Annotated in this window: 22 protein-coding genes; 2 read left to right on the forward strand and 20 right to left on the reverse strand. The window is 33.2% G+C overall.

Annotation, left to right across the window (positions count from 1 at the left end):
* Positions 1–6: 6 nt before the first annotated feature.
* The 16 genes from fabG to tig form a co-directional block, all read right to left on the reverse strand.
* The gene (gene fabG / locus RWL86_RS03530) at positions 7–738 is read right to left on the reverse strand and encodes a 3-oxoacyl-[acyl-carrier-protein] reductase (protein WP_314077204.1); all 732 of its coding nucleotides are present in this window, start codon (positions 736–738) and stop codon (positions 7–9) included.
* Positions 735–1,694, reverse strand: a complete 960-nt coding sequence (fabD, locus tag RWL86_RS03535) for an ACP S-malonyltransferase (protein WP_314077205.1) — start codon at positions 1,692–1,694, stop codon at positions 735–737. The genes fabG and fabD overlap by 4 nt, the downstream gene beginning before the upstream one ends.
* 48 nt (positions 1,695–1,742) lie before the next feature.
* On the reverse strand, positions 1,743–2,702 hold the full coding sequence (gene fabK / locus RWL86_RS03540) for an enoyl-[acyl-carrier-protein] reductase FabK (protein ID WP_314077206.1): 960 nt from the start codon (positions 2,700–2,702) through the stop codon (positions 1,743–1,745).
* A gap of 15 nt (positions 2,703–2,717) precedes the next feature.
* Entirely contained in the window at positions 2,718–2,948 is a 231-nt protein-coding gene (locus tag RWL86_RS03545; RefSeq protein ID WP_314077207.1) for an acyl carrier protein, read from the reverse strand.
* Between the two features lie 19 nt (positions 2,949–2,967).
* Positions 2,968–3,921 (reverse strand): beta-ketoacyl-ACP synthase III, encoded by a 954-nt coding sequence (locus tag RWL86_RS03550; RefSeq protein WP_314077208.1) that lies wholly within the window; start codon positions 3,919–3,921, stop codon positions 2,968–2,970.
* Positions 3,921–4,385 (reverse strand): MarR family transcriptional regulator, encoded by a 465-nt coding sequence (locus tag RWL86_RS03555; protein ID WP_314077209.1) that lies wholly within the window; start codon positions 4,383–4,385, stop codon positions 3,921–3,923. Before RWL86_RS03555 ends, RWL86_RS03550 begins: the two co-directional genes overlap by 1 nt.
* A 137-nt stretch (positions 4,386–4,522) precedes the next feature.
* The gene (locus RWL86_RS03560) at positions 4,523–6,652 is read right to left on the reverse strand and encodes a heavy metal translocating P-type ATPase (RefSeq protein WP_314077210.1); all 2,130 of its coding nucleotides are present in this window, start codon (positions 6,650–6,652) and stop codon (positions 4,523–4,525) included.
* Positions 6,653–6,803: 151 nt separating this feature from the next.
* Positions 6,804–7,088, reverse strand: a complete 285-nt coding sequence (locus tag RWL86_RS03565; protein WP_314077211.1) for a post-transcriptional regulator — start codon at positions 7,086–7,088, stop codon at positions 6,804–6,806.
* 15 nt (positions 7,089–7,103) lie between these two features.
* Positions 7,104–7,403 carry a preprotein translocase subunit YajC gene (gene yajC / locus RWL86_RS03570; protein ID WP_314077212.1) on the reverse strand — a complete coding sequence of 100 codons (300 nt, stop codon included), beginning with the start codon at positions 7,401–7,403 and terminating at the stop codon, positions 7,104–7,106.
* 56 nt (positions 7,404–7,459) lie between these two features.
* Entirely contained in the window at positions 7,460–8,605 is a 1,146-nt protein-coding gene (gene tgt / locus RWL86_RS03575) for a tRNA guanosine(34) transglycosylase Tgt (protein ID WP_314077213.1), read from the reverse strand.
* Between the two features lie 147 nt (positions 8,606–8,752).
* Positions 8,753–9,055 (reverse strand): iron-sulfur cluster biosynthesis protein, encoded by a 303-nt coding sequence (locus RWL86_RS03580; RefSeq protein WP_314077214.1) that lies wholly within the window; start codon positions 9,053–9,055, stop codon positions 8,753–8,755.
* A gap of 64 nt (positions 9,056–9,119) precedes the next feature.
* Positions 9,120–9,545: a GNAT family N-acetyltransferase gene (locus tag RWL86_RS03585; protein WP_314077215.1), complete on the reverse strand. Its 426-nt coding sequence runs from the start codon at positions 9,543–9,545 to the stop codon at positions 9,120–9,122.
* A 5-nt stretch (positions 9,546–9,550) separates the two neighbouring features.
* Positions 9,551–10,144, reverse strand: a complete 594-nt coding sequence (gene yihA / locus RWL86_RS03590; protein WP_314077216.1) for a ribosome biogenesis GTP-binding protein YihA/YsxC — start codon at positions 10,142–10,144, stop codon at positions 9,551–9,553.
* Positions 10,145–10,146: 2 nt separating this feature from the next.
* A complete protein-coding gene (locus tag RWL86_RS03595) occupies positions 10,147–11,421 on the reverse strand; it encodes an MFS transporter (protein ID WP_314077217.1) in 1,275 nt (424 codons plus the stop codon).
* Positions 11,422–11,438: 17 nt separating this feature from the next.
* Positions 11,439–12,677: an ATP-dependent Clp protease ATP-binding subunit ClpX gene (clpX, locus tag RWL86_RS03600; RefSeq protein ID WP_314077218.1), complete on the reverse strand. Its 1,239-nt coding sequence runs from the start codon at positions 12,675–12,677 to the stop codon at positions 11,439–11,441.
* Between the two features lie 148 nt (positions 12,678–12,825).
* A complete protein-coding gene (gene tig, locus RWL86_RS03605; RefSeq protein ID WP_314077219.1) occupies positions 12,826–14,106 on the reverse strand; it encodes a trigger factor in 1,281 nt (426 codons plus the stop codon).
* A 233-nt stretch (positions 14,107–14,339) separates the two neighbouring features.
* Here tig and recU point away from each other — a divergent pair, with 233 nt between their 5' ends.
* Entirely contained in the window at positions 14,340–14,927 is a 588-nt protein-coding gene (recU, locus tag RWL86_RS03610; protein WP_399534388.1) for a Holliday junction resolvase RecU, read from the forward strand.
* Positions 14,928–14,937: 10 nt separating this feature from the next.
* On the forward strand, positions 14,938–17,439 hold the full coding sequence (locus RWL86_RS03615; protein ID WP_314077221.1) for a PBP1A family penicillin-binding protein: 2,502 nt from the start codon (positions 14,938–14,940) through the stop codon (positions 17,437–17,439).
* A gap of 85 nt (positions 17,440–17,524) precedes the next feature.
* Here the strand turns inward: RWL86_RS03615 and rny are convergent, their stop codons facing one another.
* From rny to RWL86_RS03635, 4 genes are all read right to left on the reverse strand, one after another.
* Positions 17,525–19,090, reverse strand: coding sequence for a ribonuclease Y (rny, locus tag RWL86_RS03620; RefSeq protein ID WP_314077222.1), 1,566 nt, complete (start codon positions 19,088–19,090; stop codon positions 17,525–17,527).
* A gap of 121 nt (positions 19,091–19,211) precedes the next feature.
* Entirely contained in the window at positions 19,212–20,183 is a 972-nt protein-coding gene (locus RWL86_RS03625) for a bifunctional oligoribonuclease/PAP phosphatase NrnA (RefSeq protein ID WP_314077223.1), read from the reverse strand.
* Positions 20,184–20,191: 8 nt separating this feature from the next.
* Entirely contained in the window at positions 20,192–21,508 is a 1,317-nt protein-coding gene (locus RWL86_RS03630; RefSeq protein ID WP_314077224.1) for a DRTGG domain-containing protein, read from the reverse strand.
* A gap of 37 nt (positions 21,509–21,545) precedes the next feature.
* Positions 21,546–21,953 (reverse strand): metal-dependent transcriptional regulator, encoded by a 408-nt coding sequence (locus RWL86_RS03635; RefSeq protein WP_314077225.1) that lies wholly within the window; start codon positions 21,951–21,953, stop codon positions 21,546–21,548.
* Positions 21,954–21,956 lie beyond the last annotated feature (3 nt).

Genomic DNA, 21,956 nt, shown 5'->3' on the forward strand with positions numbered 1-21,956 from the left:
CCTCCTTTACATATATAAACCACCGTTAATTTGTAATACTTGTCCTGTCATATATTTTTGTTCGGCTAAATATAAACAAGCTTCAGCAATATCTTCAACTGTTCCAAATTTACGCATTGGAATTTGTTTTTCCCATTCTTTGCGAATTTTTTCTGGAAGTGCTTGTGTCATTTCAGTATCAATATATCCAGGTGCGATAGCATTAACGGTAATTCCTCTTGAACCAATTTCTTTTGCTACTGATTTCGTTAAACCAATAATTCCTGCTTTACTTGCAGCATAATTGACTTGACCAGCATTACCAGATACACCAACAATACTTGTCATATTAATAATACTTCCCGATTTTTGACGTACCATATATGGACTAGCAAAACGAATTAAGTTGAAACAACCTTTTAAATTAATATCAATGACATCATCAAAATCTTTTTCTTTCATTTTTAATACTAATCCATCACGAGTAATTCCAGCATTATTAATTAATACATCTATTTTTGAAAACTTCTCAATCGTTTGTTCCACTAAACTTTCAGCAACCTCAAATTTTGAAATATCACCAACAACACATAGAACTTCTCCTGGATATGGAGTAAATAGCTCTAATACTTCTTGGTCAATTTCTGAAGTTGCATTTAGGACAATATTAGCCCCTTCTTTTGCAAAAGCTAATGCAATGCCTAATCCAATTCCTCTTCTACTTCCCGTTACAACGACTGTCTTATCGATAAATTTCATATATTCTCCTCTTTCATTCTACGTAATTCTTGTACTGTTTGATCCAATAACTTCATTGATTCTGTTTGAAGTACAGTTACTTCGATTGAATGACTTTTGGCAATTTGTTTAATCATTTGAGATAAACTTTTTCCAGGTCCAATTTCTACAAACACTCGTACACCTTGTTCTAACATCCATTCAACATTTTGTTTCCATTTAACAGAATGAGTGATTTGTTGTGTCAATATTTCTGCTTTAATAGGAATAGAATGTTGTACTCCAGTCACATTACTTAATACTGGAATACTTGGTATTTGAAACGAAATTGTTTTTATAAAGTCATTAAATTTTTCTGCTGCAGGAGTCATTAATTCTGTATGAAAAGCTCCACTTACGGGAAGAACAATCGCACGTTTTGCACCTTGTTCTTTTAATTTTTCTACTGCTATTTCAACAGCATCCTTTTTTCCACCGATTACTAATTGTCCTGGTGTATTATAATTGGCAGGCGATACTAATAATCCTTGTTCTTGTAATTCTTTACATACCTTTTCAATGACTTCATCTTCTAATCCCAAAATAGCAGCCATTGTACCAGCATTTTGATTAGCTGCCTCTTGCATCCATTCTCCTCGTTTTGAAACAAGCATCAAAGCTGATTCATAACTTAATGCACCACTTGCCATTAATGCACTATATTCCCCAAGAGATAGACCGGCAACGATATCTGGATGAAATCCTTCTTCCTCAAGAAACTGTAAAATAAGTTTAGAAACAAATAATAATAAAGGCTGTGTATATTTTGTTTCATGAAGCTTCGTAGAATGTTCATCTTCTAATAGTTCTAATACCGAAAAATCTAATACTTTTTGTGTTTGTTCTAATAAATTTTGACCCTTAGGATTATCTAGAAACTCTAACCCCATTTGAGGTTTTTGACTTCCTTGTCCTGGGAAAATAAAAGCCGTTTTCATAAGCACTCCTTATACTTTGAAGTTCAAAATAAATTTTGCGTAAAAAAATTATTCTTTAAAACGTTTCATTTGTTCTTGAATCGTTTTTATTGAATCTCTCATTAATTCTTCGATAATTTCTTTACAAGTTTCTTCTTTTTGAATTAAACCAGCAATTTGTCCTGCCATCATCGATCCCATTTGAGTATCCCCTTCAACAACAATTCGTCTAAGAGCTCCTTTTCCAATAGCTTCTAATCGTTCAAAATCAGGATTTTCTTTACTTGTTTCTTCTTTTTCTGCTTGTAAATAAATTTTGGTTAATTTGTTTCTTAATACACGAACTGGATGTCCTGTAATTTGACCAGTAATTACTGTATCAATATCTTTTGCTTTAATCACTGCTTGCTTAAAGTTATCATGGGCAGTAGATTCTTTTGCAATTAAAAATCTAGTTCCTAATTGAACAGCTTCAGCACCTAACATCAATGCAGCTGCCATTCCACGACCATCACCAATACCACCAGCTGCGATAACTGGAATAGTTACAGCATCGACTACTTGAGGCAATAAAGCAATGGTAGTTGTTTTACCAATATGTCCGCCTGCTTCCATTCCTTCAATGACAACAGCGTCAGCCCCAGCTTTTTCCATACGTTTTGCTAAAGCTACAGAAGCCACTACTGGGATTACAGTAATACCTGCCGCTTTAAATTTATCCATATATTTTCCAGGATTTCCAGCTCCAGTACAAACAACTTTTACACCTGCTTTGCAGACTACATCGACAACTTCATCAACAAACGGACTTAATAACATAATATTCACACCATATGGTTTATCCGTTAATTGCTTCATTTCATCAATAAATCCTTGTACAACTGGACCAGGAGCATGTCCACAGGCAATAATTCCTAGCCCACCTGCATTAGATACCGCACTTGCTAAAGATGGATTCGCAACCCATGCCATTCCACCTTGAATAATAGGATACTGGATACCAAGTAATTGACAAATTTTTGATTCCATATAACTCATTCCTTATTATTTTTCTTCTAATTGACTATCAACGTATTTTACTAAATCTTCTACAGTTTCTAATCCATCTTCTGTATCAATTTTTACATCAAATTCATCTTCAATATCATTAATGATTTGGAATAAATCTAAGCTGTCAGCTTCTAATTCATCTTTTAAGCTAGTTGATAATTGTACTTCTTCTTTTTCTTTTCCTAATTGCTCTGTAATAATTTCTTGAATTTTTTCGAATGTCATGTTTGTTTCCTCCAAATAGTTAAATTGTTATGATCATACTTCCCCAAGATAATCCGCCACCAAAGCCACTTAGTAGTAATTTTTGACCACTACCAATTGTAATCAATTGATTTCGAACTAATTCATCTAAAAGAATTGGAATACTTGCTGCTGAAGTATTTCCTACACTAGCTAGATTTGTTGGGAATTTTTCAATTGGTTGTTTTAATTTTTTTGCAACTTGTTCGATTAATCGAATATTTGCTTGATGAAGAATATACAAATCTACCTCATCTGCACTCATATGAGCTTTTTCTAGAGTTTCTGAAATATTTTTAGGAACTTCCCTTGAAACGAGTTCAAAAACTCCTCTACCGTCCATTTTCATTGTGGAAAGTGTATATTGCTCTAATCTTTCTCCACAAACTAAAGCGTCTCCTTTTTGGCCATCAGAACGCAAAGTTTCAACAAATAATGTTGCATCATCTGTTTTTTCTAATAGAACCGCACCTGCTCCATCGCCAAAAAGAATGGCAGTTGAGCGATCTTTCCAATCTAAAACAGATAACATTGTTTCAGCACCAATCACAATACCATATTTTTGATTTCCAGCTGAGAGCATCTTTATTCCTGTTGATAAAGCAAATACAAATCCTGCACAAGCGGCACTAATATCAAATGCAAATGCATGATTGGCTCCAATTGCTCCTTGAACTTTCGCTGCACAAGAAGGACTCATAGTGTCAGGAGTCATTGTAGCTACAATGACAAATTCAATTTCCTCTGGCTTTATCGCAGACTCTTCTAAAAGCTTTTGAGCAGCTTTTATCGCTAAATCACTTGTTGTTAATTCTTTAGCGTAGCGTCTAGTTTGAATTCCAGTTCTTTTTTGAATCCATTCATCTGTAGTATCCAATTGAAGCTCCCAATCAGCATTTTTTATTTCATGAATTGGTAGATAAGAACTTGTATGAATCACTTTTACAGTGGACATCAAATCTCTCCTTTTTGAACTTCAGCTTTGGCTTCATGTAAAAAGTTATATAAATTATGAAGTCCTTTTACTAAAACAGCCATTTCTTCCTCGTTCATTCCTTCAATCGTACGTTTCACTAATTTTTCATGAAACTTACGATGTAATCGATACAAGAGACGACCTTTACTTGTTAAACCTAATCTAACAATACGACGATCTTTTGCATCCTTTAAACGTTCGACATAACCTTTCTTTACTAATGCATTAACTGCTACTGTTAGCGTCCCAACGGTCACATTTAATGTATTGGCAACTTCTGTTGTCGTATGCTCATGGTACATGCCGATTGCTTCAATTGCATGCATTTCTTTAATCGATAAATCTTTGAATTGACTTTGTGCCAATGAAGATTCTTCAATATCTAGCATTTGGTTAAAGACGTCTACCAAATACTCATTAATTTTCTCTAGAGTTGTTTCCATTACTTTCTCCTAATTAGTTTGAATATCAAATCATTTGATATTCAAACTATACTAAATAATATTTTGAATGTCAAACATTTTTTTGCAAAAAAAATTTCTCTTTCATTTCTATGAATTTGAAAGAGAAATTTTCATCATTATTCAATTGGTGTAACAATTAATCTTAATGCATGTAATAGCACTACTACTGTACTTCCTTCATGAAGAATGACTCCAAGTGTTAAATCACTCCAACTAAGGAAATTTAATAGCACTAATATAATCACAATCAATAAAGAAAAAATTAAATTTTGCTTTGTAACAGTCATCATTAATTTGGAAACTTTATGTAATGTTTTTAAAGAATCTAATTGACTATTCATCAATACAATATCACTTGATTCCATTGCAACATCCGTTCCTTTTCCCATTGCAATTCCAACTTCTGCATTCACTAATGCTGGTGCATCATTAATACCATCTCCAACCATTGCAATTGTCGGATATTTCATAGACCACTCTTTTAAGGTATTTGCTTTTTCTTCTGGTAATACATTAGCTCTTACTTCATCCACTTCTAATTCATTAGCAATTGCCTCAGCTGTTTGAATAGAATCTCCCGTTAAAAGCATCGTTTGAATATTTTCTTCTTTGAAATAATCAATCACTTGTTTTGCCTCCTCTTTCGGAGTATCTAAAAGGGCTACTGCTCCAACTACTAAATGATCCTCACTTAAAACTACAACTGTTTTCCCTTCATTCATCCATTGCTCAACAATTGCTGTATATTTTCTTAATGTAGCAAAACTAGAAGGTTTTCCAATACGATAAGTATGATTTCTGTAAGTTGCTTCTAATCCAATTCCTACTTTTGGTGTAACAGATAATGAGTAAGTACGATAAGCTAATCCAGATTCTACGATTGCAAAGGCTAATGGATGATTTACTTTTTTCTCCATCGATACAAGAATGGAGTATAATTCAAATTCACGATCTTTATCCATCACTTTTGCCACAACTTTCGGTGTACCATTTGTTAGTGTACCAGTTTTATCAAAAGCAATCGCTTCAACTTCAGACATTTTTTCTAAAGAAGCTCCAGATTTAATAAAGATTCCTTTTCTAGATAAAGTTGAAATAGCTGCTACCGTTACTGGTGTAGCACTAGCGGCTAGTGCACATGGAGATACCGCAATTAAATAAACCATTCCACGATAAAAAGCTGTTAAGAAATCCCATTTTAACAATAAAATTCCAATCGCTAACACAACTGGGAATAAAGCCAATACGATTGTGACATAGACTGGTTCCCATTTCTTTAAGAAACTACCTGTACGAGTTAAAGATTGACCTGCATCTTGAACTAAGGTAATAATCTTTCCAAGTACACTGTCTTGTTGTTTTTTAGTAACTTTAATAAGCAGTGTTTGTGTTAAATTTAAAGTTCCAGCAAATACTTCACTTCCTACTTCTTTTTCAACCGGAATGGATTCCCCAGTTACAGAAGCTTGATTAATAGAGGACATTCCTTCAATAATTATTCCGTCTGCTGAAATTTGACTACCATTCAATACTTGAATAATATCTCCAACTTCTAAAGAAGAAGCATCTACTTCTTCAAAGTGTCCGTTATTCATTTTTTTCAAAGCTACTTTTGGTTGCAATTGTAATAATTGAGTCATATCTTTACGACTTTTGTTTTCAACATATTCTTCAAGTGAATGAGCAATCGTAAATATAACAATTAGCATTGCTGCTTCTTCAAATTTTCCAATAAAAATTGCACCTAGTGCAGCAAGTGTCATTAGTAAATGAACATTAGGACGAAACTTTTTAAAATGCTTTGTTTCCTCAATAGTATCCAAAATCCCTTCAGTAATGACTTCTTTTCCAATACAAGCAATGGTTAAAAGAAATAAAGCATTCGCAACCCATCCTACACTTCTTTCTAACATCAATGCTAATACAAACATACCAATCGCAAGAACCCAGCGTTGCCAAGGAATTTCATGATGATGATGACCCGAACAATCTCCACAATGATCATGATGGTGGTGGCTACCGTGTTCGTGTGAATGATGATGAGAATCATAATCGTGACTGTGATATTCATCGTGTTCATGAGAATGATGGTGAGAATCATGATGGTGACTATGATGTTCACTGTGTTCATGAGAATGTTCTTCATGATGATGTATTTTTTCATTTATTCTTTGATTCAATAATTGATTCCATTGTAGTTTAAAAACTTCCATAAATTCTTCTAAAACTTTAAATCGATGTTTCATACTCCACAACCTTTCTTACTGAAACTATTATACATGAACATTCATGTTTCAACAAAAAAAGAAATGACTTTTCCTAGTAGTAGTTTAGCCATGAAACCATAGGTTTGCTGGCGTCCTTTACTACTTAAAAAAGTCAATTTCAACTAAAATATTAATCTAACAAAGCACTCAAATCAATGGTGTCCAATGTCATTTCCGTTGAAGTTTGAGCCATAATTGATTCATAATCAAAATAATCATTAATCGTTAATTGATTCAACTGATAAATTTGTTCAAACAAATTTTCAGGCTTCTGCTTCTTCCAGCGATACGTCACAAAATAACTTGCAATATCATAACTGGAAATCGATTCATATCCTTGTGTAATAAACTCAATCGTTTTATATCCTAACCAAGGACGAAATTGTTCTAAAAATTCTTCTTGTTTATCCATCATGACTAAAAGTTCTTACTATTCTCCATCAACAACAGGAACATTATTTTCTCCAACAGTTGGAACAACATGATGAATCGCACGACGTTCAAAAGTTAAATAAACACCATCACAATCGATTTCAACAGTTTGTGCATCCGTATCAATATAATGAACAATTCCATGTAAACCACCAATCGTAACAATGTGGTCTCCTGCTTTCAAAGCATTCATTTGCTCTTGTAATTTTTTATTACGCTCACGATTTTTACGACCAATAAACCACCAAAGGGCTCCTAAACCTACAATATAAAGTAACATTAATGCTAATTGACTCATTTTCAACACTCCTTCATTTAATGTATTACTACTGTATCAAATTTTTCCTAAGAATACTAGAAATTACGAGCATTTTCTTTATTAAATCCATATTCTTCGAAAAATGCTTCTCTAAATTCTAATAAATTATCATCCATAATCGCTTGACGAACTTGTTTCATTAAGTTCAATAAGAAGTATAAATTATGATAACTTGTTAATCGTAAGCCAAATGTTTCATCTGCTTTAAATAAATGACGAATATACGCACGAGAATAATTACGACAAGTATAGCAATTACATTTTTCATCAATTGGACGGAAATCACGTTCATATTTCGCATTTTTTACAACCAAACGTCCGGCACTCGTCATACAAGTCCCATTTCTTGCAATACGTGTTGGTAGTACACAGTCAAACATATCAACTCCACGAATCACTCCATCAATTAATGAGTCAGGAGAACCTACTCCCATTAAATAACGTGGTTTATGAGACGGAATCAGTGGCGTCACATAGTCTAATACTTCATTCATTTCTTGTTTTGTTTCCCCTACAGATAATCCACCAATAGAATACCCTGGGAAATCAAGAGAAATCATATCTTTAGCATGATTCATTCGTAAATCTTTGTATCCTGCTCCTTGTAAAATTCCAAATAAAGCTTGAGTTTCCGGAGATTTATGAGCTTTCAATCCACGTTCTGCCCATCTTGTTGTACGAGCAATAGAGTTTTTCACATAATCATGAGTATGATGGAAATCTGGACACTCGTCAAAACTCATAATAATATCTGCCCCTAATTTATTTTGTACATCAATTGAAATTTCTGGAGACAAGAATAATTTTGATCCATTTAAATGGTTTCTAAAATGTACTCCTTCTTCTTCAATTCTTCTCATATCACTTAAAGAAAATACTTGGAAACCACCTGAATCCGTTAAGATTCCTTTCTTCCAGTTCATAAAGTTATGTAATTTTCCTGCTTCATCTACAATATCCGCACCTGGGCGTAACCATAAGTGATACGTGTTACTTAAAATAATATTTGCTCCCATTTCATCTAATTCTTCTGGAGACATTGATTTAACAGTTGCAAGTGTTCCTACAGGCATAAACATTGGAGTTGGAAAAGTTCCATGTGGTGTAATAATTTCTCCAAGACGAGCACCTGTATGTTTTTCTGTTTTAATTAAGCGATAAGTTACAGCTGGTTGTGTCATTTCTACATTCCTTTCTTTGTACAGTCAACTATATAACTGTATCTTACTATGCTCTATTTGTCCAATGTTTTATAAGATTTTGAGCAAATAAACAAAAAAACTTCAAAAGTCAGATAAAGTTTCTAACTTATGAAGTTAAATTTTTCATTATGCAGTTTGAATGGCACGATAACTATAGGATGGTTCTTTTAATTTTTCATCAAATACAACATCTAAATCGTGTCCTTGGAAAAACCATTCATCACCTGTTTCAACAAAATAAGTAATCCCATTTTTTTCCAAACTAACAAATGGATTATTTGGTGTATCAACTTCTACGGCTAAAGAAAAGCCTTCATGAATTGGACTACATCCATAAACTTTTCCTAAAAAACGAACACCTCGTTCTTTAGAAACTCCCATTTCTTCTTCAAACCATGCTTGTGATTTTTCATCAATTGTTAATTTCATATGCTCCATCCTTTGATCCATCTTTTCTTAATACAAGTTTACCATAGTTTTAAAAATCTTGCTTTTACTTTGCTTGCAATAATGGATTAGCCATAAAAGAAGTACATCCATATTTAGACAAAGCCGTAAATCCATTAGCTTCATAAAACGCAATTGTTTTTAACTCACTATCTGTTGTTAAAATAATTTGATAAACTTCATTAAAATACTCCAGAGTTTGACGTAGTAATTGTGTACCAATCCCTTGTCTATGATATTCAGGAAGTACAATAATATCTTGAATATAGAGAATAGAATAACCATCTCCTACTGCTCTTAAAAATCCAATTAATTTCCCATTTTCATCTCTTGCTGAAATTAGAAACAAACTATGTTCTAATGCATTTTTTAACATCGTAGGATTTGTCGTATAATTCGTCCATCCTACTGCTCCATATAATGGAAATATTTCTTCAAAAGAGATTGCATCATTTGTCTTATACCCAATCAACCTATTCACTCCTCATCTAATACGATTGATTCAATCCATTCCCAAGCTTTTTCTACCCCTTCTCCTGTTTCAGAAGAGAAAGTTAAAAATAATTCTTCCGGTGGTTTTCCAAAAGCTTTTCGAATTTGACTGACATGTTTATTCCATTTACCACGAGGAATTTTGTCACACTTCGTCATAATAATTCGATAAGGAATTTTATAATACTCTAAAAATTCACGCATTTGAACATCTTCAGTACTTGGCTCATGACGGAAATCAACAAGGATTAAAACGAGTTCAAGATTTTCACGAGTTGTAATGTACTCTTCAATCATTTTTCCCCATTTTTCGCGTTCTTTTTTAGAAACTTTTGCGTATCCATAACCAGGAACATCGACAAAGTAAAACAAATCATTAATATGATAGAAATTTAATGTCTGAGTTTTACCTGGTTTACTAGAGGTTCTAGCTAAACTCTTACGTTGAATTAAACGATTAATAAACGATGACTTTCCTACATTCGAACGGCCTGATAAAGCAATTTCAACTTTTTGATCCGTTGGATATTGATTAGGACCAACCGCACTAATCGTAAATTCAGCATTTGTCACTTTCATAATTATGCTCCTTCCTCTGTTGTTTGAGGATTAATTTTAACAAAGAATAGTAATCCTCCTCCAATTAAGAATAGAAGAATAAGAGAAAATACTCCATGTAATGAATTCCCCGTCATTTGCGCTGTGATTCCTAATAATGTTGTTCCTAAAATAGATGAGAATTTTCCAAAAATATTATAAAATCCAAAAAATTCATTCGCACGATTTGCAGGAATAATTTGCCCAAAAATAGAACGACTAATTGATTGTACCCCACCTTGAGCTGTACCGATACAAATCGCTAATAATAAGAAATCCGTATAAGTTTTTAATCCAGTTGCTAAAATACAAATAATCACATAAGTCGCAATTCCTAAAAATACGGTATTTTTCGATCCAATTTTCTTTGCTAAATATCCATAAATAATACTGAATGGGAATGCTACGATTTGTACAATTAACAATATTACAATCAAACTATTTCCATCTAATCCCACATCACTACCTACAGCAGTTGCCATTTTAATAATCGTTCCAATTCCATCAATATAGAAGAAATAAGCAATTAAGAATAAAAATACATGTTTATGTTCACGAATATGTTTAATCGTTGTAAATAATCGTGCAAAACTATCATAAACGGGATGTTTGTCATGTTCCATAAAGTGTTTTTGTTTTACATGTTTCCAAAATGGAATGGTAAAGACAAACCACCAAACAGCAGTGATGAAAAATCCAATTTTAACAATGACGTCTCCAGACAATTGAGAGAATTGCATAATCATCATAAATAATACAAACGGAATAACACTTCCAATATAACCATATCCAAATCCTGCAGCAGAAATACGGTCCATTCTTTCGTACGTAGTTACATCCATAATTGAACTATCATAAAAAATATTCGATGCAGAAAAACCAATAGCAGAAATTGTATATAAAATTAATAAAAACATCCACTGATCACTACCAGCAAACATCATCCCTAACACAGAAAATACCCCTACCATCGTTGAAATGGTAAACATAGGGTTTCGATATCCTCGATAATCTGCTAATGCTCCTAATACTGGTGCCATCACTGCAACGACAAATGTAGCAATTGAGTTTGCATAACTTAAATAAGCTGTTGAATTAGCAGCAGTCACTCCCGCATTAGTTGTAACTGTTTTAAAGAAAATTGGAAAAATAGCGGTAGTAATCATTAATGAATACACTGAATTAGCCCAATCTTGTAAAATCCACGAAAATTCTTCTTTCGTATATCGACTTGCAAAAAACTTACGAATTGCAGACATAAAATTCCTCCTAAAAATTAAGCTTTCAATAATTTTCCTTTTTTATTGTATAATTCTGGTTGCCCTTCATTATCTACAACCGCTTTTGTTACAACGACTTTAGAGACTTCTTCCCTACTTGGAATTTCAAACATTAAATCCATCATCACAGATTCAATAATTGAACGCAGTCCACGAGCTCCTGTTTTACGTTCAATAGCTTTAGCTGCAATTGCATCTAACGCTTCTTGATCAAACTCTAATTCAACTTCATCCATTAAGAATAGTTTTTGATATTGTTTCACTAATGCATTTTTAGGTTCTGTTAAAATAGATACTAAATCTTTTTGTTCTAATTTTTCTAATGCTGCAATAATTGGTAAACGTCCAATAAATTCTGGAATTAATCCAAATTTTTGTAAATCTTCAGGAATAATCATTTGCATTAAACTTTCATGTTCAGAAATGTTTTTATTTGAAGAACCGAATCCAATGACTTTTGCTCCAAGTCTTTCCTTAACAATCGTTTCAATGCCATCAAACGCTCCACCTACAATGAATAAAATATCTGTAGTATCGATTTGAATTAATTCTTGTTGTGGATGTTTACGTCCACCTTGAGGAGGAACAGATGCAATCGTTCCTTCTAAAATTTTTAATAAAGCTTGTTGAACACCTTCACCACTTACATCACGAGTAATGGATACATTTTCGCTCTTACGTGCAATTTTATCAATTTCATCAATATAAATGATTCCTTTTTTTGCACGTTCAACATCATAGTCAGTTGCTTGAAGAAGTTTTAGTAAAATATTTTCCACATCTTCCCCAACATATCCAGCCTCGGTTAATGTTGTTGCATCTGCAATTGCAAATGGTACGTTTAATAGACGCGCTAATGATTGAGCTAAATAAGTTTTCCCTGAACCTGTTGGTCCGATTAAACAAATATTACTTTTTTGTAATTCTACTCCATCTTCATCTACTAAATGATTAATTCGTTTATAGTGATTATAAACTGCAACCGCTAATGCTTTCTTAGCATTCTCTTGTCCAATGACATATTCATTTAAAATTTCACGAATTTCTTGTGGTTTTGGTACTGTAATTTCCCCTTCAAAAAATTGTGTTAATAATTCTTCATCAATAATTTCTTTACATAAATCTACACATTCATTACAAATAAAAACATCTGGTCCAGCGATAATTTTCTTCACTTGATCTTGTGACTTCCCACAAAATGAACAACAGACATGTTTTGGTTCATCTTTATACAACTAAGAACCCTCCATTTCATTTTTTGACACTATAATAGTAGATTAGCATATCTGAGTAGTTTGAACAAGAAAAGTCCATCCTAGATTGAAAATTTTCCATAAAAAAGAACAATCCTGTTTCCAAGATTGTTCCCTGATTATTGTAATATTAAGCTTCTACTGCAGAATCAGTAATTAAAGCTAATGCTTTTTTCATTGAAATATCGTTTTTCAACATTTCAACTGAAACAGCTGCACGAACAGCTCCTTCTTCCATACCATATTGAGCAGCTAATTCTTTCACTTCTGCATCAACATCAGCATCAGTTACTTCAATGTTTTCATCTTTAACGATTTGTTCTAATACTAAGTTAGTTTTTGTACGAACGTCAGCATCTTTTTCCATCATTTGGTGTAAGTCTGCTTCAGTTGTACCTGTGATTTGGTAGTACATTTCTGGTGTAATACCGTTACGACGCATGTCGTTTAAGTAGTGTTGCATTTGACGGTGTACTTCTTCGTGAACCATTTCAGCTGGTAATTCCACGATTTCAGCATTTTCAACTGCTTGACGTAACGCTAAGTCAGCAACAGCTTCGTCAGCTGCTTCAGCTTTAGCTTCTTCTAATTCTTTACGGAATTTTTCTTTTAATTCAGCTAATGTTTCAACTGAATCATCAACGTCTTTAGCAAATTCATCTGTTAATTCTGGTAATTCTTTTGTTTTAACTTCGTGAACAGTTACTTTGAATACAGCATCTTGACCTTTTAAGTTTTCTGCATGATATTCTTCTGGGAATGTAACTTTAACTTCAACGTTGTCGCCTTCTTTAGCGCCTACTAATTGATCTTCAAATCCAGGAATGAAAGAACCTGAACCTAATTCTAATGAGTAGTTTTCACCTTTTCCACCTTCAAAAGGTTCTTCACCTAAGAAACCTTCAAAGTCGATTACAACTGTATCTGCTAATTCAGCAGCACCTTCTTTAACAACTAATTCAGCTGATTTAGCTTGTTCTTGTAATAAACGATCTTCTACATCTTGTTCAGAAACTGTACGATCTTGTTTTTCAACAGTTAATCCTTTGTATTCACCTAATTTAACTTCAGGTTTTACAATTACAGTTGCTTTAATCACCCATGGTTGACCTTTTTCTAATGATTCGATATCAATTTTTGGTTGAGTTACTGGGAAAATACCAGTTTCTTCTACTGCATTGTCGTATGCATCTGGTAATAAGTAGTTTAATGCATCTTGATATAATGCTTCTTCACCATACATTTTGTTAAAGACTTGGCGACTTACTTTACCTTTACGGAAACCAGGAACGTTTAAGTTCTTTTTCACACGGTTAAAAGCAACTTCTAAACCTTGTTTAATTGATTCTTCTGAAATTTCAAATGTTAACACAACTTCATTTGTGTTGATTTTTTCAAATTTTGCTGTCATAGCTTTCCTCCAAAAAATTCTTACTTCATCAAATAAATTGATGAGGGTTTTACATACTCATTTATTTTACAACACCTTTGTAAAATTGTAAAATATTTCTGATTATTTTTTTTAAATAATTCTCTAAAATACTGTTTAGAAATATAATTGTAATGTAGTTGTTGTCATTCTTAACAATAATTTTAGCTTTTAGTGTTCAATCAATGGTATAATATGCATAGATTTGAGGTGATATTATGATTCAATACCCAAAAGGACAACAAAGAGTCTCTTCTACTCAAACTTCTACTGTTTCATATGGTAGTCGTGGAATGTTCTTAGAAACTTTATTGAATCAAACAAACGATTATTATCGATTAAGAAAAATAGCTGTTATCCATAAAAAGCCAACTCCTATTCAAGTCGTAAAAGTAGATTATCCAAAACGAAGCGCCGCAGTGATTAAAGAAGCTTATTATCGTCATGCATCTACTACAGACTATAATGGAGTGTATCGTGGATGCTATATTGATTTCGAAGCAAAAGAAACGAAAAATAAAACTTCGTTCCCTTTTATAAATATACATGAACATCAATTACAACATATGGAAGAATGTATTCATCAAGGTGGAATTGTGTTTGTTATTTTTTACTTTTCTTCATTAAATGAATATTATTTATTAGAAAGCCAGTATTTGCTTTCCTTTATCAAGGAGAATAAAGAAAACAAAAAATCTATTCCATTAGCGTATATCCAAAAATATGGTGACCCCATTTCATTAACCGTTCAATCCATTTTGGATTATATTCCTATAGTTGATAAATTAATTGATAAAATTTAGGAGGTATTCTATGCCAGAATTACGCCGATCTAGACGTACACAACACAGTAAAACAAAAAAAACAAGTAAAGGAACAGCTAAATCTATTTGGAAAAAAATAATGTTAGCATTATTTTCACTCATTGCACTTGCCATTGTTTGTTTCACAGGATTAGTGTTCTATTATGCTTCCACTACGCCAGATGTCACAGCAGCTGACTTGCAAGGAGCTACAGAAACACAAATTTTGGATATGGATCAAGAACTCATTACAAAATTAGGTGGAGAAAATCGTGATTTAATTGAACCGGAAGAAGTTCCGCAAGGTTTAAAAGACGCGATTACTTCAATTGAAGATAAGCGTTACTATTCTCACCTAGGAATTGATCCAATTCGTATTGTTGGTTCTTTTGTCCGTAACCTACGTGCGGGTCATATTACTCAAGGTGGTAGTACAATTACACAACAATTGATTAAATTATCTGTCTTCTCTACTAAAAAAGAAGACCAAACTTATAAACGTAAAATTCAAGAAATTTTATTAGCTTTACAAATCGAACGTGAATTTTCAAAAGAACAAATTCTGACTTATTATTTGAATAAAGTATATATGGCGAATAATACTTATGGATTTGGAACTGCTGCTAATTACTATTTTGGAAAAGAATTAAAAGAATTAACGATTCCTCAATTAGCACTACTAGCTGGGATGCCACAAGCACCAAGTTCCTATGACCCATATGCTCATCCAGAACAAGCAAAAGATCGTCGTGACCTTGTATTGCAATCAATGAAAGACAATGGCAAATTAACAGATGCTCAATTACAAGAAGCTAAATCGACTCCTATAGACGAAGGATTAGTCGCAGAACATGAACAAGTTTCTAATGATGATAACCGTTTAATTTTCGATTCATTTTTAACAATGGTTGCTGATGAAGTAAAAGAAAAAACCGGTTTAGATGTTTATTCCGATGGATTAACAATTGAAACTACTGTTAATTCACAGGCTCAAAATCATTTATATGAAATCCTCAATACAAATCGATACGTTCAATACGTAGATGATAACGTACAAAATGCGGTTGTGATGTTAGACTCTACTACAGGCGCTGTAAGAGCGATTAATGGTGGTCGTAAGCAAACGAATTTATTAGCTTATAATCGTGCGACTGAAAATGATAGAAGTACTGGTTCTGCCATTAAACCAATTATGGATTACGGACCAGCAATTGAATATTTAAACTATTCTACTGGACAAACGGTAATAGACAAACCTACAACTTATTCGAGTGGCTTTGAATTAAATAACTGGGATAATCAATATATGGGAACAATGACAATGCGTAAAGCATTAGTCTTATCACGTAATACTCCTGCATATCAAACATTTAAAGCAGTCGGAAATGACAATATTCAAGCTTTCCTTAAAAAACTAGAATTATCTGTTATAAATGACGGAAAAGAATCTTTAGTAGACAGCAACTCAATTGGTGCAAATTTATCTCCATTAAAAATGGCAGCTGCCTACTCTGCATTCGCTAACTATGGTACTTATTCAAAACCATATACTGTTACAAAAATTACAACTCGTGATGGTCAAGTATTAGAATTTAAACCTGAACAACATCAAGCAATGAAAGACTCTACAGCTTATATGATTACAAATATGCTAAAAGATACTTTCACTTATGGATTTGCAAATGATTTAAAAATGGGAAATCTTCCTCATGCTGCTAAAACTGGTTCAAGCAACTATACGCCGGAACAAAAACGTGCAATGGGTGCAAGTGAAACAGATAATATTATTCCTGATTCATGGTTTATTGGATACTCTCCTGCTTATACAATTTCAATATGGACTGGTTATGACAATCCTTATACAGCAGGAAGTGGCTTAACATTAACAGAACAAGCTTATTCTAAATGGATTTATGGTCACTTAATGAATTATGCAATGAAACAAACTCCTGTTAAAGATTGGGAACAACCTTCTAGTGTTGTATCTTCACCAATTATTGTTGGTTCAAACCCATTAGCATTAGCTGGACCAAATACTCCTTCTGATCGAGTAAGTACAGAATTATTTGTAAAAGGAGCCTTACCTGCACAGCAACAACAAGTTGTTGAAGAAAGAATTGCTCCACCATCAGGATTAAATGTAAGTTATGATGCTGCTAAGAAAGAAATTACAGTAACTTGGAATGCAGTAAAATCTGATGGAGATAAACCAAGTTATACAATTAGTGTTGGTGGTCAAACACAAACAGTCGATAAAACAAGTGCAACCTTTAAAAATATTACAGGTGAATCTGTTCAAATTAGTTTATCTGTCTCTATTAAAGGTAAAACATCAGATCCAGTAACTCATGAATTAAAATTAGGTACTAAAGCCGAGGAAAAACAAGAAACAAGTACTACAACTATTCAACAAAATCCTCAGCAACAACAACCGCCACAACAAAATGGACAAACTTCACAAGTACCGACAAGAAATGAAACACCAACTCAATCCGCTGGGCAAAATAACTAAACTCCTACCCCTTCTCTAATTGAGAAGGGGTGTATTTTTGCTTTTATGTATAAAAAAACACGCCAGATATCTAGCGTGTTTTTCATTATTTAGCATATTCTACAGCTCTTGTTTCACGAATAACTGTAACCTTAATATGTCCTGGATATTGTAGTTCTTCTTCAATTTGTTTACGAATTTCACGTGCTAATAAAATTGAACTTGCATCATCAATTTTCTCTGGATGAACCATAACACGGATTTCACGACCCGCTTGAATGGCAAAGCTACGTTCCACACCTTCGTGTTCATTAGCAATAGCTTCTAATCGTTCTAAACGACGAATGTAGTTTTCCAAGGATTCACTACGTGCTCCTGGTCTTGCAGCTGATAAAGCATCTGCTGCCGCTACTAATATCGCAATTGTCGAGGTTGCTTCCACATCTCCATGGTGAGATGCAATCGCATTAACCACAATTTTGTTTTCTTTATATTTTTGAGCAATCTCTGCTCCAATTTCTACGTGAGATCCTTCAATTTCATGGTCTAATGCTTTTCCTAAATCATGTAATAAACCAGCTCTTTTCGCTAGATTTACATCTTCTCCAAGCTCACCAGCCATAATACCGGCAAGTTTAGCAACTTCAATACTATGATTTAAAACATTTTGTCCATAACTTGTACGGAAATATAAACGACCTAAAATTTTAATTAAGTCTGGATGTAATGAATGAATTCCAACTTCAAATGTTGCTTGTTCCCCAATTGAACGAATTCTTTCATCCATTTCTTTACGAGATTTTTCGACCATTTCTTCAATTCTTGCAGGATGAATACGTCCATCTGCAATTAATTTTTCTAAGGTCATTTTAGCAATTTCTCTACGAATAGGATCAAAACCACTGAGCACTACAGCTTCTGGTGTTTCATCAATAATTAAATCAATACCTGTTAATGATTCTAATGTGCGAATATTTCTTCCTTCACGTCCGATAATTCGCCCTTTCATTTCATCATTTGGTAAAGTCATTACTGTCACAGTATTTTCAGCCACTAAATCAGCTGCTGAACGTTGAATCGCTTGTAAGATAATATCTTTGGCAGCTCTATCTGCTTCATCTTTAGCACGCTGTTCAGATTCTTTTATCATGACAGCACGTTCATGACTTAATTCATCTCGTGTTTCTTGCATAATAATTTGTTGTGCTTCTTCACGACTAATTGTTGAAATTCGTTCTAATTCAGCTTTTTGTTCAGATAACACAGCGTCAATTTCTTCTTCTTTTTCAGTCATGACTTGTGCTCTCTCTTGAAGTTTATTTTCTTTATCTTCAATAGATTGTTCACGTTTTTCAAGAACTTCATCTTTTCGATCAAGATTTTGTTCTCTTTGAATCATCCTTTTTTCTTGAAGTAAAACTTCATTTCTTCTTTCTTTTAACTCATTTTCAACTTCAGTACGATATTTATGATTTTCTTCTTTAGCTTCTAATAATACTTCCTTTTTCAATCGGTCAGCATCTTTTTTTGCATCTTCTAAAATCATTTCAGCCGATTCACGAGCAGCTACAACTTTTTTCTCATAATTGGATTTGAAAACAAAATATCCAGCAACAATTCCGATTACTAAAGTTAAGATCGCGAGGCCTCCAGTTAATAGTCCTGAGTTCATTGAGTCACCTCCGTCTCATTTTTAATTTTTCAAAATTAATTGCATAAACAATCGTTGGATAGAATAATCCAACTCAATAACCATTGTATTATTCTATCCAACTAAAGTCAACTATAAGTCCTTATTTATTCAATGAAGCAAGAAATTTTTTAGAAGATTCATTTAGTTCTTCAGACATTTTATGAACTTCTTCTAATGTTTTCACGACAGCACCAGACGCTAGAGGATGTCCTCCGCCACCATGGTTCGCAGCAATTTCATTTACGATTGGTCCTTTTGAACGTAAATTACAACGATAAGTACCATCTGGTTGCTCTACGAATAGACACCAGCAATGAACCCCTTCAACTGTACTTGGTAATGAAATAACCCCATGTGTTTGATGTTCTTCTACCCCAAACTCTTTTAATTGTTCTTGGCTTAAAATCGTAATTGCTACTCCATTTTCAGAAATTTCCATATTTTGATAAATATACCCTGCTAAACGACTAACTGAAACAGGATTTGTAATCATATGATAAGCAATTTCAGAAATTTTCACTGGGAATTCTAATAATTTAGAAACCATTTCAAATGTCACTGTTGTTGTTGCTGGATATAAGAAACGTCCTGTATCCCCTACAATCCCTGCATATAATGCATTGGCAACTTCTTCATTTACTTTCCAAGGAGAGTTTTCACTAAATACAAATTGGCATAAAATTTCACTTGTACTACTTGCAGTGGTATCAACATAAGAAATTTTTCCATATACATCTCTATCAGGATGATGATCAATTTTAATCACTTCTGAAGGATTTACTTCATAAGGAGAATCAATACGGGGAGTATTCGCGGTATCATTCACAATAATTAATGAAGCATCAAATACTTCTTGAGAAATAGTATCCATTGTACCAATATACGCTAGATCATCATTCATTTCTCCTAAAGCATACACTGTTTTGCTAGGATAAGTTGCTTCGATGATTTTTTTCAAAGCAATTTGAGAACCAATCGCATCTGGATCTGGTAACTCATGGCGTAAAATAACGATTGAGTCTGCTTTTTGGATTTCTTGATCAATGGCTACTAAATATTCTTGTTTATTCATTCTAATAATTAATTCCTTTCCATTAACTGACTAGACATGACAGCTTTTGCAACAATGGTATTTTCTAAATACACTGAAATATCTAATTTTGTTATTTTTCTTCCATTATCTAATGATTGAATTTGTAAAATAATTTCACTATCAATTGGAATCATTTTTAAATAATGCAAATCTAATTGCTCAATAACTGCATTTCTTCTTTGACTACGAGATATAAATTCTTTAGATGCTACACTGACAACTTCGCAAAGAACACCAAATGATAACATCCCTAAATTATTCGTCATTTGTGGAGTTACCGTAAATTGGAATTTGGCTTGTTGTGTATCCATTTCTAACACATTTAAACTTTCATCTACATCATCTTCAAAAGTATTTCCAACTTGAGGTTGACGTTGCGCTAATTGCATAGCCTTCATTACATCCTGTCTAGAAATAATGCCTAATAATTCCATATTATCTTGAACAACAGGAAGCATTTCTAACCCATTCCAAATCATAGAATGTGCAACACTGGCAACACTAGCATGCAATTTAGTCACGCTTGGATTTTTTGTCATCACTCTTTCAATAACAAGATGATCACTTTTTCCAATGACATCTTTTGCTGTTACAACTCCTACAAGACGATTGGAATGATTAATAACTGGGAATCTAGAATTTCCAGTTTTATGATTCATTTTTCTATAATCTTCCACTGTATCATCAATCATTAAATAATGTGTGTGTGAATAATCTGTATAAATATCTGATACAATCATGATTTTTTTCTTAATCAATTGATCCGTCATTGCACGGTTAATCAGTGACGCAACCGTAAATGTATCATAAGTTGTTCCAATGACTGGTATCGCTAATTCATCAGATCTACGAATTAATTCATCTGATGCAGTAAATCCCCCTGTAATTAATACAGCTGCCCCTTGTTCAAGTGCTAATAATTGCGCTTCTTTACGATTCCCAATAATCACTAATGATTCTGGATGAATATAACGAGTCATCGCATCTTCTGTCATCGCACCGATTACAAATCGATTTAAAATTTTATCTAAACCTTCAGAACCTCCATATACTTCCCCTTCGATAATTTTTACAATTTCACCAAAAGAAAGTTTTTCAAAATTATCTTTTGATTTACGTTCAATTCGAATCGTCCCAACACGTTCAATCGTTGAGACTACTCCTAAATTTTCAGCTGCCTTAATCGCGCGATAAGCAGTCCCTTCACTTAATTGCATATTTTTAGCAATACTTCGAACGGATATTTTTTCACCAACAGGCAATGACTCAATGTATTCAATAATTCGTTGATGTTTGGTTGACATATTTCCCCTCCAAATCAGTATTTATTTCATGCATTGCTTAATTTTCATGTATTGTAGGAATAATTTCTCCATGAGGACAATGTGTCGGATCATCCAGAAAGTTTACTAATCGGTTAATTAATTCAGGTGTAGAGGCGTGTTCCAAAACTTCTGCCTGTGCATGAACTTCATCTGGCGAAAAACCTAATGACTGTACTAAAAATACTTCCCATATTTTATGTGTACGAATTAAACGCTCAGCAAATAATATCCCTTTTTCTGTCAGTCTAGCTCCTTTATATCTTACATAAACTACATAATCTTCTGATACTAATTTATTGAGCATCTCAGTTGTAGATGCTGCTGATATTTGAAGCATTTTAGTGATTGACTTATTAGAAACGATTTCATAATTGCCACCTAATTTGTAAATTGCTTTGATATAATCCTCTTTATTAGGGGTCATATT

It is taken from the genome of uncultured Granulicatella sp. (assembly GCF_963515095.1).
Taxonomy (GTDB): domain Bacteria; phylum Bacillota; class Bacilli; order Lactobacillales; family Aerococcaceae; genus Granulicatella.